Source organism: Thalassotalea eurytherma (assembly GCF_030161415.1).
In the GTDB taxonomy this organism is placed as follows: Bacteria; Pseudomonadota; Gammaproteobacteria; order Enterobacterales; family Alteromonadaceae; genus Thalassotalea_G; species Thalassotalea_G eurytherma.
Window position 1 is genome coordinate 32680 of sequence record NZ_BSSU01000003.1, and the last position, 16566, is coordinate 49245.

The 16566-nt window shown below is 39.4% G+C and carries 16 protein-coding genes and 1 pseudogene; 12 read left to right on the forward strand and 5 right to left on the reverse strand.

Features of this window, described 5'->3' with window-relative positions; translation table 11 throughout:
- Positions 1-16 precede the first annotated feature (16 nt).
- From QQK02_RS02860 to QQK02_RS02875, 4 genes are all read left to right on the forward strand, one after another.
- Positions 17-484, forward strand: coding sequence for a c-type cytochrome (locus QQK02_RS02860; protein ID WP_284206444.1), 468 nt, complete (start codon positions 17-19; stop codon positions 482-484).
- A 122-nt stretch (positions 485-606) separates the two neighbouring features.
- The gene (locus QQK02_RS02865) at positions 607-1224 is read left to right on the forward strand and encodes a LysE family translocator (RefSeq protein ID WP_284206445.1); all 618 of its coding nucleotides are present in this window, start codon (positions 607-609) and stop codon (positions 1222-1224) included.
- Between the two features lie 48 nt (positions 1225-1272).
- Complete coding sequence (locus QQK02_RS02870) at positions 1273-1608, forward strand: outer membrane protein assembly factor BamB family protein (protein WP_284206446.1); 336 nt, start codon at positions 1273-1275, stop codon at positions 1606-1608.
- A gap of 7 nt (positions 1609-1615) precedes the next feature.
- Entirely contained in the window at positions 1616-1804 is a 189-nt protein-coding gene (locus QQK02_RS02875; protein WP_284206447.1) for a DUF1289 domain-containing protein, read from the forward strand.
- Between the two features lie 239 nt (positions 1805-2043).
- Here QQK02_RS02875 and nagX read toward each other — a convergent pair whose 3' ends face one another.
- Positions 2044-3180: a transmembrane glucosamine N-acetyltransferase NagX gene (gene nagX, locus QQK02_RS02880; protein ID WP_284206448.1), complete on the reverse strand. Its 1137-nt coding sequence runs from the start codon at positions 3178-3180 to the stop codon at positions 2044-2046.
- A 161-nt stretch (positions 3181-3341) separates the two neighbouring features.
- Between nagX and QQK02_RS02885 the strand changes: the two genes are divergently transcribed.
- The 7 genes from QQK02_RS02885 to QQK02_RS02915 all read left to right on the forward strand — a co-directional run bounded on the left by QQK02_RS02885 (position 3342) and on the right by QQK02_RS02915 (position 12696).
- On the forward strand, positions 3342-3530 hold the full coding sequence (locus QQK02_RS02885) for a hypothetical protein (RefSeq protein WP_284206449.1): 189 nt from the start codon (positions 3342-3344) through the stop codon (positions 3528-3530).
- Positions 3531-3913: 383 nt separating this feature from the next.
- Positions 3914-6898, forward strand: coding sequence for a TonB-dependent receptor (locus QQK02_RS02890; RefSeq protein WP_284206450.1), 2985 nt, complete (start codon positions 3914-3916; stop codon positions 6896-6898).
- 227 nt (positions 6899-7125) lie between these two features.
- Positions 7126-8685, forward strand: coding sequence for a tryptophan halogenase family protein (locus tag QQK02_RS02895; protein ID WP_284206451.1), 1560 nt, complete (start codon positions 7126-7128; stop codon positions 8683-8685).
- A 42-nt stretch (positions 8686-8727) separates the two neighbouring features.
- Complete coding sequence (locus QQK02_RS02900; protein ID WP_284206452.1) at positions 8728-9456, forward strand: SapC family protein; 729 nt, start codon at positions 8728-8730, stop codon at positions 9454-9456.
- Positions 9457-9477: 21 nt separating this feature from the next.
- The gene (locus QQK02_RS02905) at positions 9478-10494 is read left to right on the forward strand and encodes a cupin-like domain-containing protein (RefSeq protein ID WP_284206453.1); all 1017 of its coding nucleotides are present in this window, start codon (positions 9478-9480) and stop codon (positions 10492-10494) included.
- A 12-nt stretch (positions 10495-10506) separates the two neighbouring features.
- Positions 10507-11994: a tryptophan halogenase family protein gene (locus QQK02_RS02910; protein ID WP_284206651.1), complete on the forward strand. Its 1488-nt coding sequence runs from the start codon at positions 10507-10509 to the stop codon at positions 11992-11994.
- A 3-nt stretch (positions 11995-11997) separates the two neighbouring features.
- Positions 11998-12696 carry a DUF6445 family protein gene (locus QQK02_RS02915; protein WP_284206454.1) on the forward strand — a complete coding sequence of 233 codons (699 nt, stop codon included), beginning with the start codon at positions 11998-12000 and terminating at the stop codon, positions 12694-12696.
- Positions 12697-12834: 138 nt separating this feature from the next.
- Here the strand turns inward: QQK02_RS02915 and QQK02_RS02920 are convergent, their stop codons facing one another.
- The 4 genes and pseudogenes from QQK02_RS02920 to QQK02_RS02935 form a co-directional block, all read right to left on the reverse strand.
- Positions 12835-13221, reverse strand: coding sequence for a DUF6746 family protein (locus tag QQK02_RS02920; protein WP_284206455.1), 387 nt, complete (start codon positions 13219-13221; stop codon positions 12835-12837).
- A 112-nt stretch (positions 13222-13333) separates the two neighbouring features.
- A pseudogene (locus QQK02_RS02925) lies at positions 13334-13522 on the reverse strand (transposase domain-containing protein); the annotation flags it as partial.
- A gap of 104 nt (positions 13523-13626) precedes the next feature.
- The gene (gene speE / locus QQK02_RS02930; protein ID WP_284206456.1) at positions 13627-14487 is read right to left on the reverse strand and encodes a polyamine aminopropyltransferase; all 861 of its coding nucleotides are present in this window, start codon (positions 14485-14487) and stop codon (positions 13627-13629) included.
- Positions 14477-15439 (reverse strand): adenosylmethionine decarboxylase, encoded by a 963-nt coding sequence (locus tag QQK02_RS02935; RefSeq protein WP_284206457.1) that lies wholly within the window; start codon positions 15437-15439, stop codon positions 14477-14479. The genes speE and QQK02_RS02935 overlap by 11 nt, the downstream gene beginning before the upstream one ends.
- Before the next feature lie 135 nt (positions 15440-15574).
- Between QQK02_RS02935 and speB the strand changes: the two genes are divergently transcribed.
- Positions 15575-16531, forward strand: a complete 957-nt coding sequence (speB, locus tag QQK02_RS02940; RefSeq protein WP_284206458.1) for an agmatinase — start codon at positions 15575-15577, stop codon at positions 16529-16531.
- Positions 16532-16566 lie beyond the last annotated feature (35 nt).

Genomic DNA, 16566 nt, shown 5'->3' on the forward strand with positions numbered 1-16566 from the left:
CATAAAAGGAAATATTATGAAACGTACTATCATCTCTCTTGCGATTGCCGGGTTAGTTGCCTCAACTGTTGTTATCGCACAACCTGCAGCCAACGAAAAACATGCTGGTTGGGCAACAAAAGTTCGCCAAGCTAACTTTACTTTACTAGGACACAACATGGGGCCACTTGGTGGCATGTTAAAAGGTAAAGTGCCATTTAACGCAGAAGTTGTAAAAGACAAATCCACTAAAATCAACAATTTAGCACAGATGATAGCTGATACATCTAAGGTAGATACATCAAAGTTCAATGTAGATACCGAAGCAATGGACGCAATCTGGAAAGATAAAGACGATTATGCGGAAAAAATTAACGCATTAGTGTTAGCCTCTGCGCGAGTGAGCGAAATTGCATTAACTGGCTCTGAAGCAGACGTTAAAAAAGCCATGGGTAAAATGGGCAAAACTTGTGGCTCTTGTCATGACAGCTACAAAAAAGACTAACACCTAGCATTTGAATAAAGGGGCTGCATAGCCCCTTTATTATTTTTTGAGTTACACTTTTTCGTATTAACTTCCATAGAAATCTGTACAATTGCGCAGTTTTCAATTTGCGTGCTTTTCTTATGGAACTCTCTCAATATTTAATTTATCTCACTATTTCTATTGCGGCATCTGTTAGCGTTGGCCCTTCAGTTATTCTTGCAGCAAGTAATGGCATTAATTTCGGCCGTAGAAAAGCCTTATCGGGTGTACTTGGCCATGTTTTTGCGATTTTTTTACTCGCGATTATTTCAGCAACTGGTGTTGGTGCGCTATTGCTTGCTTCACCTGCTACTTTCCAAATAATCAAATTCATAGGCATAGGCTATTTAGTCTACGTTGGTGTTCAAATTATACGTAGTAAAGGTAGCTGGGCTTTCCAAGTAAATGCCAATAACGCCCCTTCTAAAACGTCCTTATTCAAGAAAAGCTTTTTTATCGCGATCAGTAACCCCAAGGCTATCATCTTTTTTAGCTCTTTGTTTCCGCAATTTCTACAACCTGACCATCCTTTATTGCCACAATTTATGATTTTAGCGGGAACAAGTTTACTAAATGCTTTTGGTTTTACCTTTGCTTATGTATTAGTTGCTTACAAATTTAAAGAACGACTGTTAGCTGGCATTAATAAAGGCTGGTTACCTAAATTAACAGGCACCGCATTTCTCTTTTTTGCCAGTGCATTAGCTATTAATAAATAAAGCCCTTAATATAAAACGTTAACAAGAAAAATAGACACGGAGAGAAATATGTCACATTTATATTTAGGTATTAACGGACATGTTGTCTGTATTGACAAAAATACGGGCGAAGAACGCTGGAAAACCAAATTGAAATCCTCACAGCTAACTAACCTTTGTTACGAAGAGGGGGTTGTTTATGCCTACAGCGCCGGTCACCTGTTTTGTGTCAATGCTCAAACCGGTGAACAAGTTTGGGAAAATCCTCTTAAAGGTCTAGGTTATGGTTACTGTATTATCGCTACAGAAAACCAAAGTGCTGTTGTTAGCTCAAACGCTGCCGCTCAGCAAGCTGCTCAAGTAGCTACTACAGGCGCTGTTGTAGCTGGCACCTCAAGTTCATAAGAAATCGATGTCAATTCAAAACCACAACAGTCCATGCATAAATAATTGTTGTTTAAATGAAAAAGATATATGCATGGGGTGTTACCGTCACATTGATGAGATATGCCAATGGCGCACGTTAACCAATGAGCAAAAACAAAAAGTAACGGCAAAAATAGTGAGTCGTAAATTAGGGGCTGTTGATCTTTCATTTTAGCCTCTGCTTTAGGCTAATTTTGAAGATAACAAGGGGAAAAGAGAGTAATGTAGTTGTTCTACCTTAACGATTTTCAACGATGTTAGGTTTAACATTAGACAAAGCCCTTTGAGTTGACTTGAAAAAGCGATATTCTTTGTTGCTTAAAGTGTATTTGGAACAACCAAACATTACTTTAAGCGCCGCGAATCTCACCTTTTTCAAGGCAACAGAGTTACAAACTGAAAGATCAACAGCCCCTAAATCTTGATAAAAATATTTCTTTTATAGAGAAAATATAGGCACAACCACTGTACAAAAACGAGGCAAAACACACTAACAACCCCTTGCCATTGACTAGGCGAACCAGCAACAACTCCGCCAAATAAACTATTGGCAATATATTGCCAATCAACAATCGAACTAGCCAAGTAAACAACAATCGCATTCATTCCTATAACAGTAAAAAATAATGCAAGTCGTTTAAAATTCAATACATCGATTAGCCAATAGAACATTACCAGCAAGAGCACACTATAACCAATGGTGACTAACGCAAAGGTACTTGTCCATAAAGTTTTGTTAATAGGCATAACGGCAGAAAGACCATAACCTAAACATAGACAAATCACACCAATAATTGATAAAGGCAATATAATGGGTCGATTACTCTTGAACTGATGAATAAAATAACGCCCAACAAACAACCCTGCCAACGCATTCGTTACAGAGCCAATATTTGATAAAACCCCTTCAGGATCAACCAAAGCATTTTGATAAGTTGCACCAGGTAGTAGGTGTTGATCAAACCAAATGTTTAAGGCGCCAGTTGATGTGTAATTTCCTGCGCCAAAGCCACCAATGCTGACAAACTCTAACAACACATAATAGCCTAACAATAAGCCTATAAATAACGTGTATTGCAGTTTGTGTTGGCAATACCAAACAATTAACGTTGCGATAAATCCAGCAATACCGATACGCGCTAGCACACTAGCAAAGCGTACTTGTTCAATATCCGTTGGCATACCCTGTCCCCAACCATGATTGTAAACAACACCAAGTAGGCACAATATCAGTAATCGCTTTATCGGTTTTCTAATAAGCTGAGACTGTTTATCAGCATCATATGCCGATAGTGGTTTAGCACTGAGTCCTAATGACATGCCAGACAAAAAGATAAACAAAGGAAAGATGACATCATAAGCAGTAATACCATGCCATGGGCTATGCAGCATCTGAGCATTCAACGTGTTAAACAACGGCCAACTTGTTAGCGAAAATAGCGCTAAGAAGATACCTTGTGCGCCTAAGATCCAAATCATATCGAACCCGCGCAGCGCATCTATTGATGCAATTCGTTTAGGTAAAACTTTCTGAGGTTTATTAATAGCCATAACGCCCTTTTATAGCATTTGTTAAGTATATGACAGCGGTGTCATTTTATCGTTAATCAACCTGTTCATGTCAAGTCCTGCCTGTGCCTATTGCACTATAATACAAATGAGACTGTTACTTTTGATTGGCAGTTAATAATTTTTTACTAAGAATACACACTATGGCATTTACAATTGAACAAGGCTGCCTTGATGATGTGGTGGCAGTATGTAGGGCCTTGCCAGAATTTGATAAGCCTTTAACCATTGCTACCTTGGAAGATAAAATAAGGTATTGCCCTGCACCACTAATTTTAATCGCAAAGGCAAACCGGCAAAATATTGTTCTCGATGCACCTATAACGGCCTAGATAGCCTGCTGGCGATAAGCTCAGTGAAAAACCATTTTGTAAGCGCTTTCAAGTAACCATTAAATTTATTAAAAAACTAATTAGGAATTGTTACTATTTTTAAAAGCATAAAAACATAAAAAATAAAACCATTATAAACAAAAAGTTAAATGACATCCCTTCGATTACATTTGATAACAACTGTTACAAGAATCACGTTTTTACGTCATAAAAATGAAAATAATGTTGACTACAAAAATATTTTAAACTAGCTTAATGTAAGCGCTTTCAATAAAAAATTAAAAATTGAGGGGTCTGTCGATTTTTTTTAACAGCAAATGTAAGCGCTTACAAACAATCATTAAACAATAAAAAATGATGAGAAAGAGCATCGAGGGAATAACATGAATTATAAAAAGTTTAACAAAACAAAGTTAGCGTCTAGCTTATCTTTGATTTTGGGTGCAAGCGTTGTTTCTCCAGCTATGGCTGAAGAAGCAAATGCAGCACAAGAAATTGAAGTTATCGAAGTTACTGGCATTAGAGGCAGTATGATAAAGTCGATGGATATCAAGCGCTCATCAACAGGTGTAATGGACGCGATATCTGCCGAAGACATTGGTAAATTTCCAGATACCAACCTTGCCGAATCATTACAACGTATTTCAGGTGTTTCAATTGACCGTTCAAACGGTGAAGGTAACTCAGTAACAGTACGTGGTTTTGCCCCAGATCGTAACCTAGTAATGTTAAACGGCCGTCAGTTACCTACAACAAATGGTTCGAGATCTTTTGATTTTGCAAATGTTGCATCAGAAGGTGTAAGCGGTGTCGAAGTTTACAAAACATCAGAAGCTAAAATACCAACGGGTGGTATTGGAGCTTCTATTAACGTTTTAACATCAAAGCCACTTGATCACGACGGTCAAAAAGCAAGTTTTGGTATTAAAATGATGGATGATACTTCTGCGTCTGATGGAAGTATTACCCCTGAGCTTTCAGGTATTTACTCAAATACATTTGACGACGGCAAGTTCGGTATTTCATTAAATGCTAGCTATGCAGAGCGTGAAAGTGGTAACCAACAAGCATTAGTTGGTACAGGTTGGCGTTCATTTACAGGTGAGACTGACCAAGATTGGAGTGGTTCAAACGCGGCTTGGGGTGGTGTTCCTCAAGAAAACCAAGTTAACCGTCCAGGTGCTGGCGATATTTACTCAGTACCACAAACAACGATTTATAAATTTGAAGAGCAACAACGCACGCGTTTGAACTCTCAATTAGTATTACAATACCGTCCAAATGATGACTTTACTGCAACTGCAGATTGGACTTATTACGAAACTGAAGTTGACCGTCAATTTAATGATGTATCTGCATGGTTTACATTTGCTCCTTCGGAAAACGTTTGGAGCGATGGTCCTGTATCATCACCTCTATTATACTCTGAAGATTACATCGCTACTGGCGCAGGTATTCAAGATTACTCGATGGCGGCATCAAATTCTGCTACGCGTGATGAAATGAATTCTTTTGGTATCAATTTAGAATGGCAATTAGCACCTAATTTCCGCCTAGAGCTTGATCACCACAGTTCTGACGCAGAACGCACGCCAAATAGTCCGCATGGCTCAAGCAATACGTTATCAACAGCAGGTTTCATTCGTGAAGCAGCGGCTACAGATTTCTCTGGCGAATTACCAATATTAGCCGTGCGCGGTTCATCTAATTTACAACCGTCTGATATGCGAGTTACTGGTAGTGTATTTAGTAACGCAGAAGATTATTCTGAAGTAGACCAAACGCAATTAAGCGGTACTTACGATTTTGATGAAATTGGTAGCATCGATTTCGGTGTAATGTTAATGAAATCAAGCAAACACTCAAAACAAGTTAACGTTCAGCGTAACGATTGGGGTGGTGTTGGTGCAGAAGGTGACTTTGATGACTCATTCTTCCCAGTTGCAAGCATTCAAGACCGTTTTGATGATGTTAGTGGTGGTAATTTTGCAGATTTCGATGGTGACTTTGAAATTGCAGACCGCTTCTTCATGTGGGATTTTGAAAGTGTTCGTGATATTGCTGAACAACTTTACACGCCTGACTCTTTCCCAGCAGGTACTGTTATTGGTGACTGTGGCACAATGTTTTGTCCTTCAACAAACTATGCTGCGGGAACTGACCGTTATGTAGAAGAAGAAATCACGTCAGTATACCTTCAGTACAACTTCGAAGGTGAAATGGGCACAATGCCATTTGATGTGCATTTCGGTTTCCGTTACGAGCAAACTGAAGTTGAATCTACATCAGCTGTACCTTCATACAGTGGTACGCTTTGGGTAGGTGACACTGAAATAGAGTTAACGGGTAACGGTGATTTTGAATACCAAACTAAAACAGGTAAGTACGATCATATCCTGCCTAGCATTAACTTTAACTTAGAACTAACAGACGACATTATTGTACGTGCAGCCTACTCAGAAACCATTGGTCGCCCATGGTACGGTGACTTACAAGGTGGTACTGTTCTAGGTACGCTAGCTAACCGTTCAAATGGTAGTGGTTCATCAGGTAACCCAGACTTATTACCATTAGAGTCTAAAAACTGGGATTTATCTTTTGAGTGGTATTACGCAGAAGGTAGTTACGCATCTGTCGCCTATTTTGACAAAACTGTTAAAAATAACATAGATCCAAACACTGTAGAATATACATTTGATGGCTTGTTTAACCCATCAAATGGTCCTAAATCAAGTGAAGCAGTTGAAAATGTTGGTAGCGACGCGGGTAATATTCGTGACTACATTTTTGATAACTTCGAAGATGGCGTTACCGTTTATGAAGAAAATGGCGTAATTAAGATCGCAGGTGTCTCTGAAGATCAGTTATTAAATTTCTTAATCAACGAACCGAAAAATAGCTCAGAAGAACAAGGCTATGACGGTATGGAATTTACTGTACAACATTTATTTGGTGAATCTGGCTTTGGTTTCATGGCTAACTACACCTTAGTAAATACAGATAATGAATTTGACGACTTTGTACTTGATGCGCAAGTTGCCGAAACCAATATCAGTGACACAGCTAACCTTGTCGCGTTTTACGATAACGGTGGTTTCCAAGCACGTATTGCATACAACTGGCGTGATGATTTCTTAGCTGCAACAGGTACTGATACGGGTGCAAACCCAGTTTACACGCAAGATTACCAACAAATCGATTTCAACATGAGCTATGATATTCCTCAAGTTGAAGGTTTAGCGGTATTCTTCGAAGGTATCAATATTACTAATGAGTACACTCGCCAATATGGTCGTGCAACTCAACAAGTAATCAACGTAACACAATTGGGTGCTCGTTATACCCTAGGTGCACGTTACAACTTCTAAAAGTAGCAGCGACGACACAAGTTGCATAGAAGCAAGAGCCGCTAAAAATCCCCCCTTTTAGCGGCTCTTTTACCTAGCACTGATAAAAATACTTATTTACTCACTAAGATTTACAAAGCGTTAACTAGCCTCAGTTGAATTTGCAAGATATAGTGACAAAAGATAAATAACTATTTTTATCAAGGTTTTGGTGGGAAAGTAGTATGGACTGTAAGGCGAGCAGTACAATGAATAAAACAATTAATCATATTGTTATTGTTGGTGGTGGCACTGCAGGTTGGTTAACCGCTGGTTTACTGGCTGCTGAACATGTGAATACCGCCCAAGACAGCCCAATAAAAATCACGCTCGTAGAATCTCCTGATGTCATGCCAATTGGTGTTGGTGAAGGTACTTGGCCATCAATGCGCGCTACCCTGCAAAAAATAGGGATTAACGAGTCAGACTTTCTTCGAGAGTGTGATGCTAGCTTTAAACAAGGTTCTAAATTTGTTAACTGGCTTCATCAACATGACAGTGCCTACTATCACCCTTTTTCTATTCCACACCACTTTCATGAACTTAATATTGCTGAGCATTGGCTGCCTTATCAAAATGAAGTGAGCTTCGCACAAGCGGTTACCAATCAAGCACTACTTTGCGATCACGACAAAGCCCCAAAAACAATTGCGACACCCCAGTACAAGTTTGCAGCTAACTATGGCTACCATCTTGATGCGGGTAAATTCAGCCAGTTCTTACAAAAACACTGTGTTGAAAAGCTTGGCGTGAACCATGTATTAGATCACGTAACCCATATCGAAAACGATCCACTAGGTCATATTGCCAGCTTGTCATTAAAAGCACATGGCAATTTAACTGGTGATTTCTTTATTGATTGTACGGGCTTAAAATCCTTGCTGTTAGGTGAGCACTATGGCGTTGGCTTTTTAAACCAACAACATCAACTATTTAATGACCGCGCCCTTGCCGTACAAATACCTTATGATGAACCATCAAGTGCGATAGCCTCGGCAACCATATCAACAGCACAAAGTGCAGGTTGGATTTGGGATATTGGCTTACCTACCCGACGTGGTATCGGTCATGTTTATGCCTCAGCTTATCAAACGGAAAGTGACGCGTTATTGTCATTAGAGCAATATATTGACCAAGCTTTTGATAAAACGAAACTCAGCGACGTTAATATCAAAAATATAAAAATCAATCCGGGTTATCGAGAAAAGTTCTGGCATAACAACTGTGTTGCGATTGGTTTATCGGCTGGCTTTATTGAACCACTAGAAGCCTCTGCCATAGCACTTGTAGAGCTTTCTGCCAACATGATTGCAGAACAATTACCACGTAATCAAAGTATGTTGAAGCCCTTAGAAAACCGCTTTAATGAAAAGTTTAACCTGCGCTGGCAGCATATTATCGATTTCTTAAAACTACATTATGTACTGTCAAAACGTAATGACAGTGATTACTGGCGAGACAACCGTGATTTAAGGCATATTAGTGATAGCTTACAAGAGCAACTTGCACTGTGGAAATACCAAGCACCGTATAGCTACGACAGCAAATATACGCAGGAATTATTCCCTGCTGCGAGTAACCAATTCATTCTCTACGGTATGGGATTTGACACGCAACTATCGAAAAGCAAAACTTGGTATAAGCATCACAACAAAGCTCAGCAAGTTTTTCAAGCCCAACAACAAAGAACTAAACAAATGGCACAAGCAATGCCAACAAACAGAGAAATACTTACACAGTTAACAACACAAGATTTTGCGAAAATATAAAAATAAGAAATAAGTGCGCGCTTATTATAAAAAGGAGCAAACATGGCTAACCATGTATTAGTAAACAACGTCGATCACAAAGATATTAAGATTAACAACCAACGTCATGCAAAGTTTGGCGATAACATTTGGTATACGCAAACCTTCCCTTTGGAGTTTCGTTCTGTCCAAGCCTACTACCCAATTTTCTTTATAAAAAATCCGCAAACAGCAAAATTCTTACCTGTTTCACTTTTTGGCTTTAAAAATGACGAGAACTTATTTTTATCTGAACAAGGTTGGGACGCAGGTTATATCCCTTTAATGATTCAACGCCAACCGTTCATGATCGGCAGACAAACCGTAACAGAAGATGGACAAGAAAAAGAGCATCGCGTATTAACACTTGATATTGATCACCCAAGAGTGAATAAAGAAGAGGGTCACGCTTTATTCCTAGAGTTTGGTGGCAATAGCGAGTTTTTAGACAGAGCAGCAGATATGATGGAGACAATTCATCACGGTGTTGAAGACAGTGAAATTTTTGTCAATATGCTTACAGAATTTGAGTTACTTGAGCCGTTCACCCTCGATATTACGTTAAATGATAATTCTAAAAATGAAATGGTTGGCTTCTATACAATTAACGAAGAGAAGTTTAAACAACTCGATGATGACATTGTTGTTAAGCTGCATAATCAAGGTTATTTGCACGCTATTTATATGACGTTAGCGTCACACGGGAATATTCGTGAGCTTATAAACCGCAAAAATGCACAACTTGGCTTGTAATAGTTACCTAGGAAAATAACGGTGTTAACGATTGAGCGTCAAACTAAAACAATCTCAGGTGTCACGAGCGACAATATTCTTGAGCATATTCAAGATGCCACGCAGCCGATTGTTTTTAAGGACTTTGCTAGCCAGTGGCCAATAGTATTATCAGGCAAAATATCTGATAGTGCCGGTACTGACTATATCCGTTCGATTTACAGCAAAGAGCCGGTATCTGCTTGTTTAGGCGATCCTGACACGAAAGGCCGTGTTTTTTATAATAAAGAAATGACAGGCTTTAACTATGGTGGCGGCAAAGTTGACCTTAACATCGTGCTCGATAAGTTACTCGACCATGCAAATGATAGCGAACCACCGACCATGTATATGGGCTCTACAGAAGTAAATCGGTGGTTCCCAAACTTTACTAGCCAGAATTCGTCGGGGCTCGAATCATGCGCCCCTTTAACAAGTATGTGGATTGGCAATCAAAGTAAAATTGCTGCCCATTATGACTTCCCTCATAACCTTGCGATTTCGGTGGTAGGCCAACGACGATTCACATTATTTCCGCCTGAGCAAATTGATAACTTATATGTTGGGCCAATGGAGTTTGCACCTGGTGGCCAAGACATTTCGTTAGTCGATTTCGACGCGCCAGACTTTAAAAAGTTCCCTAAATTTAAACAAGCTATTGAAGCGGCGCAAGTTGCTGAATTATCAGCAGGCGATGCATTATTTTTACCAAGCATGTGGTGGCACCATGTAGAAGGAAGAAATGCATTGAACGTATTAGTGACTCATTGGTGGCGCGATACCCCCGCATATATGGGGCGACCAAACAATGCATTAATGGCAGCAATGCTAAGTATTCGAAGCTTACCCAAAGAACAACGTCAGGCATGGCAATCAATATTTAATCACTATATTTTTGAGCACGACAATACGGATTTAAACCATATCCCTGAGCATGCTTTAGATATTTTAAAAATGCCGCTTGATGAAACATCAGCTCGTAAAATTCGCGCTGATTTACTCAATAAATTAAAACGATAAGAGTTAACCATGATGGATAAACCAATTAAACGAATTGTTATTGCCGGTGGTGGCACCGCAGGTTGGATGGCAGCTGCAGCATTTGCCAAGCTACTTGGCAAGAATCTCGACGTTAGCTTAGTAGAGTCAGATGATATTCCAACCGTTGGCGTTGGTGAAGCAACCATCCCTACCCTTCACATTTTTCATCGCTTGCTTGGCATTGAAGAAAAAGAGTTTATGGCGGCAACCAATGCGACCTTCAAACTCGGTATTTCATTTGAAAATTGGAAAGACGTAAATCAAGATTACATCCATTCTTTTGGTTTTCTTGGTCAAGATTGCTGGGCCTGCGGTTTTCAACATTTTTGGTTAAAGGGCATGCAAAAAGGTATCGCCAGTGAAATTGGTGACTACTGCCCTGAACATTTAGCCTCACGTCAGGGGCGTTTTGCAGTAATGGCGAATCAAGACCTTAATCACGCTTATCACTTAGATGCGGGCCTATACGCCAAGTTTTTACGCAATATAGCCGAAAAGCATGGTGCCAAACGTGTTGAAGGTAAAATAAAAGACGTGAATTTAGACGATGATTCGGGCTATATAAAATCTCTTACCTTAGCTTCAGGTGAAGTTGTTGAAGGTGATCTCTTCCTCGATTGCACAGGCTTTAGAGGGTTATTGATTGAAGATGCGTTACATACCGGCTATGAAGACTGGTCGCATTACTTACCCTGTGACAGTGCTGTCGCAGTACAAACAAAGTCAACAGAAAAAGCAGTACCTTACACTCGCTCAATTGCCAGAGAGTCAGGCTGGCAGTGGCGTATACCACTACAAAACAGAACGGGTAACGGCTTAGTATTTTGTAGCAAATACATGAGTGATGACGATGCGATTAAGTTTCTGCTTGATAATGTTGAAGGTGAACCGATCAATACACCGCGCGTTATAAAATACAAAACAGGTACACGATTAAAACACTGGAATAAAAACTGTATTGCTGTTGGTCTTTCTAGTGGATTTATTGAGCCACTTGAGTCAACAGGTATTCACTTGTTTCAGCGAGCAATCGTTCGTTTGATGCAATTGCTACCTAATCAGGGCATTAATCAAGCTGATATTGATGAATTTAACCAGCAAACAAAAGCGGAATGCGACAACATTCGTGACTTTATCATTCTGCATTACCACCTCACCGATAGAACAGATTCAAAATTTTGGCGCTATTGTAAGAGTATGCCGATTACCGACAGTCTAAAACACAGAATGGATCTATTTGGTAAGAGTGGCCGAGTCTATAAAAAGCCTGATGATTTATTCGGTGAAAATTCATGGATACAAGTCATGATCGGTCAAGGATTAATACCAGAGCAATATCACCCGATTGTTGATCAAATGTCAGACGAAGAACTTAAATTGTTTTTAGGTCGAATCAAAGAAGGCACGGCGAAAAAAGTTGCACAGTGGCCAGATCATTTAGACTTTATCGACCATTATTGTAAAGCAAAGGTGATGTAATTGATGGCAGTGCATCAAACGCTGCCTAACGGTATCGAACTGACTATCGAACGTGTTGGTAACGAACAAACACCGGTAGTCATGTTCGATAATTTCCCGGTGTTACCAGAACGCCCTACTTCCCTTGACGGTTTTGCGCCAGATAAACACAGTTACTACCCTGGTTTAAGAAAAGTTTTGCCTAAACCCTATGTTGTAAAGGCTCTACAATGCATTTACATGGCACTCTATGATATTTATCAAGTACCCAAGCACAAACAATTGAAAGTACTTGATAACTATTTTTCATTAATTACAACGCAACCACAAGAGCTAGCACTTCTGCAGCGCTTACCCCACTTTGATAGCACCCATGAACACTATTTTGCTGTACTGCATTATTTAGATGAAAATCCACATGGCGGTACAGGCCTATTTAGACACAACCAGACTGGTTTTGAATCTATAAATGAGGCGAATATTGAACAGTATTTAGCAATCTGCCAGCAAGAAATAACAGAATATGGAGAGCCTGCACAGCTATTTCCAAGTCAATCAACGCAGCAGTTTGAACTTTATTATCAAATTCCCTACAAGCCCAATAGAGTCGCTATTTACCCTGGCAAACTATTACATTCAACGATCGTAAATGTCGCAACAGATGTCAGTGGCAACCTAGCTGGTGGCCGTTTAACGTCAAATATTTTTATTGAATACAAATAACCCGTAATTAATTTGGAGTGTGTTAGCTAACGTTGACATCAGAGAAGTAGCGCTAAATTGAAATATACCTAATGTAATTCCTAACCGCCAATTCAACATTTAAACAGCATAAATCGGCGCTACTTTTCGCTATTTACATTACTTGCAAGTAGCTTTATTTAAAATGGCACTAGTGGCTTCTAAATAGTATTTACCAGATCCCTTAATGGTATCTTTATCTAAGCGTTCAGAGGCTAAATGGACTTTTTCTAGATCAGCAGCTATCGTTTCTAAATCTTTTTGTAGTCGAATAACCGCGTTTTCTAACGTATACGTTAACTCGTGAACTTTTACCATGTCTTCAGGCGTTAACTTGTCTTTAGTGACAATTGCCTGAAGTTTCTTATTAAACGCTTCAAGGTTACATAAAGCAGTAGCAGTGTCATCAGACGCTAAAGATGGAAAGTGGCTATATTTTTCGTCAGCCTGCGCATTAGCGGTAATTAATACGAATGAAGCAATAGCGCTCGTCATTATTTTTTTCATTTGATTTCCTATGTTTTATTTAGCTACGCCCTCTGAAATAGAGAGTTGTTCCCCTTAAGTCTCATGTTACGCTTTTGCTAAGTAAGCGCCAATTTAAACGGTTAGCCCATACCTAATCTTGGTCTGGCTTGATGTTCCACGGCAATAAGTCGGTCAGGCCTGCACCTTTTTCCCGCTGCGGTAACTCAGCAAACAACTGCTGGAAATAATAATACGGGTTAATATCGTTGGCACGGCAAGTCATGACGATACTGTAGAGTATCGCGCTTGCCTCAGCGCCATTGACGGTTTTCGAGAACAAATGCCTATCCACTCAATAAATATTCATAAAGGCCAAACAAATCAATTTATTAGAATACTCAACAATTCAAGCTAACTGATATTATTTGGCCTTTACATTATCGACTAATCGTTATCAATCAAGTCCTTTAAGCCTTTTAATGCAAAACTAGGTAATGCAAACGCAGCCTTGTGCAAATTTGCATTGTAATAATCAAACGCTAAACCACTGCTTGCAACACGCTTTGGGTTAAAATCATGACAAGGGTGATACTTTTTCGAAGCAAAGGTAAAGCTCCAAAGCCCACCTGGGTATGTTAGGTTGCTAAAGCTGTAGAGATAACTACTAGGAAATACAGCGTTTAATACTTTGAGTAGCGATTGTTGAATATCCATGGCATACCATGATGATTCACCTTGCGAAACCACGATGCCGTCATCCGTTAAGCAGTTATATACATTTTGATAAAATTCCTCGCCAAATAATGGCTGTGCAGGGCCAATAGGATCTGTACTATCAACAATAATCACATCAAATTTTTCAGCCGTTTCTTTCACAAACTGCACACCATCACCAATGATCAAATTCATTTTCGGATGTTCTAAATCCTTTGAGGTTTGAGGGATATGTTCCTTGCATGCTTCAACTACCATGCCATCAATCTCAACCATAGTGCACTTTTCAACACTCTCATGGCGTAATACTTCACGAGCTGTGCCACCGTCACCACCACCAATCACTAAAACATTCTTAGGGTTTGGGTGAACAAATAATGGTACGTGGCTGATCATATCGTGGTAAGCAAATTCGTCACGCTCAGTGACCATAATCAAGCCATCGTTAAGTAACATTTTACCGTGGCCTTTTGTTTCTACCACATCAACCGTTTGAAATTCGCTTTTACCGGAAAACAACACTTTTTCAACTTTAATACGTAAGCCTAAAAAGTCCGAAAACTTTTCTTCAATCCAAAGATCAGAGTGCATGGTTCTCTCCTCTAATATCGAGCGATTTAGCGTTACCAAACGTTCGCTGTGGTTTAATAAAATTGGCAAAACCTACTTGGTAGCCATTGCTAAGCTGATCACTAACAAGTGACTGACTGACATATAGCTCTGGCACATGTTTTGTTAAAAGATCAGTTATCTCAAACTCATTAAACGTAATGAGATCAAAAGATGCCGGTTGTAATACCGCTAGAATTTGTGGTGCCAACTCAACAAGATTTAAGTTCGACTCAAAACTCACATAACTGCTGTCTTCTTGCGGCGTTACATGAATCGTTAAATACTGGTCACCTTTTATCGCATTTAATGAATAGCCGAAAGGCTCAAACACATAGTCATCAATAAGAAAGCCAGACAACATTGAGTCGATGGTTAAAAACTGGCGAATTTTCTGAGCCGATAGATGAGCTGTCGTGAGCACCTTTGAAGCTTCACTATTAATTTGGTATGCAAGTAGTTCATAGGTTTTATCTTCCGCACTGGCAAGATAGTCATTGTCTTGATGAAAAACATAATTGTGGTGACTATCTAACTCACCAAAGCGCATTGCTTTACCCTTAACGTATTGGCCCAGAGACTTTATATCATCACCAAAACAACTGGCTTGTTCATGCGCAAAGTATTCATTCTTGCGTTGATAAATCACTTGCTGAATTTTATCAACACCTACCTGTTGGATAAAGTACTCTACCGAGTTAATTAGCTGTGTCACGCCACACGTTAAAATAAGTAGCCTATCGTTCCAGACAAACAAACTCGATTCAGATAGCAAAAATGCCTTACATTGTTCATTGCTAATATGTGACAGAATTTGCGCATTACAACATTCAACCAATGACGCCCAAAATTCATCAGCAAAGTCATCCAATAAGGATAACTGCTGGCTATCAATCACTATTTCAGCTTTTTTTTCAGAGCCTTCAAAGTACACTATTAGTCCACCGTAAAAACAAAAGTAGCCAATTTTACTAACGTTTTAATCATTAGGAAATAGAAATTACTATCCAGACTAAATAAAATATTGATAAAATTGCGTGAAATTGAAACTTGATATGGCGACAAGGTATTGAACGCATCGACAAACAGCCTTAAAAACATCAATATTAAACTTCAACCTGCACAAACACCTTTTGAATGCAGTCAAACAACTGACACTATTCACACGCATTCAGTGCATTTAATCGGTTTTGGTTTCGACGGCACAGCCTGTTTCCGTAAGGGCACTAAAGCAGGTCCTAATGCCTTACGCGAAGTATCTGATGGTATAGAATCATACTCACCTTACCTAGATTTAGATCTAGAAGGTGTCGATTTTTATGATCTAGGAAACCTTTCTACCGACATAGATACAAAGCTAATAGAACAAGCCAATGAGCATAAAATCATTGAAGCACAGTGGCAAAAAGCGACTGATGATTTTTGTGCTTTATTTTCTGACGTTGATCTCAAAACACATCAAGTAAAAGTATTGACTTTAGGTGGCGAACATTCAATTTCATATGCGCCACTTAAGACCTATCTTGAGCAATACCCAGATTTAGTCGTTTTACACCTTGATGCTCATGCTGATTTGCGCGATGGTTATTTGAATTTCTATTACTCACATGCCTCAATTATTCGTCGCGCTCTTGATCACTTTGGCCCTGAGCACCAACTTATTCAATACGGTATCCGTTCTGGCACTAAAGACGAATATCAATGGATGAAAGCAAATCAAACGCTAAAACAAAGTCGTGAAGAGTTTCTCGCTGCAGTTGACGACATTGAACCAACACAACCAGTATATTTAACCTTTGATTTAGACTACTTTGACCCGAGCTTTTTTCCAGGCACTGGCACACCAGAGCCCGGTGGTGAAGACTTTCACTCGTTTGTGAGTTTATGCAAAATTTTGAGAAATAAGCAATTTGTTGGCTGTGACGTAGTTGAGTTATCGCCAGAAATTGACAGCACCGGTAACAGCGACGTTTTTGCCGCTAAAGTGGTTCGAGAACTCATTTTATGTTTGAACCAATGTGATTGAGCCCATGTCGGTGAATGGGGCTAATTAATAAGAAA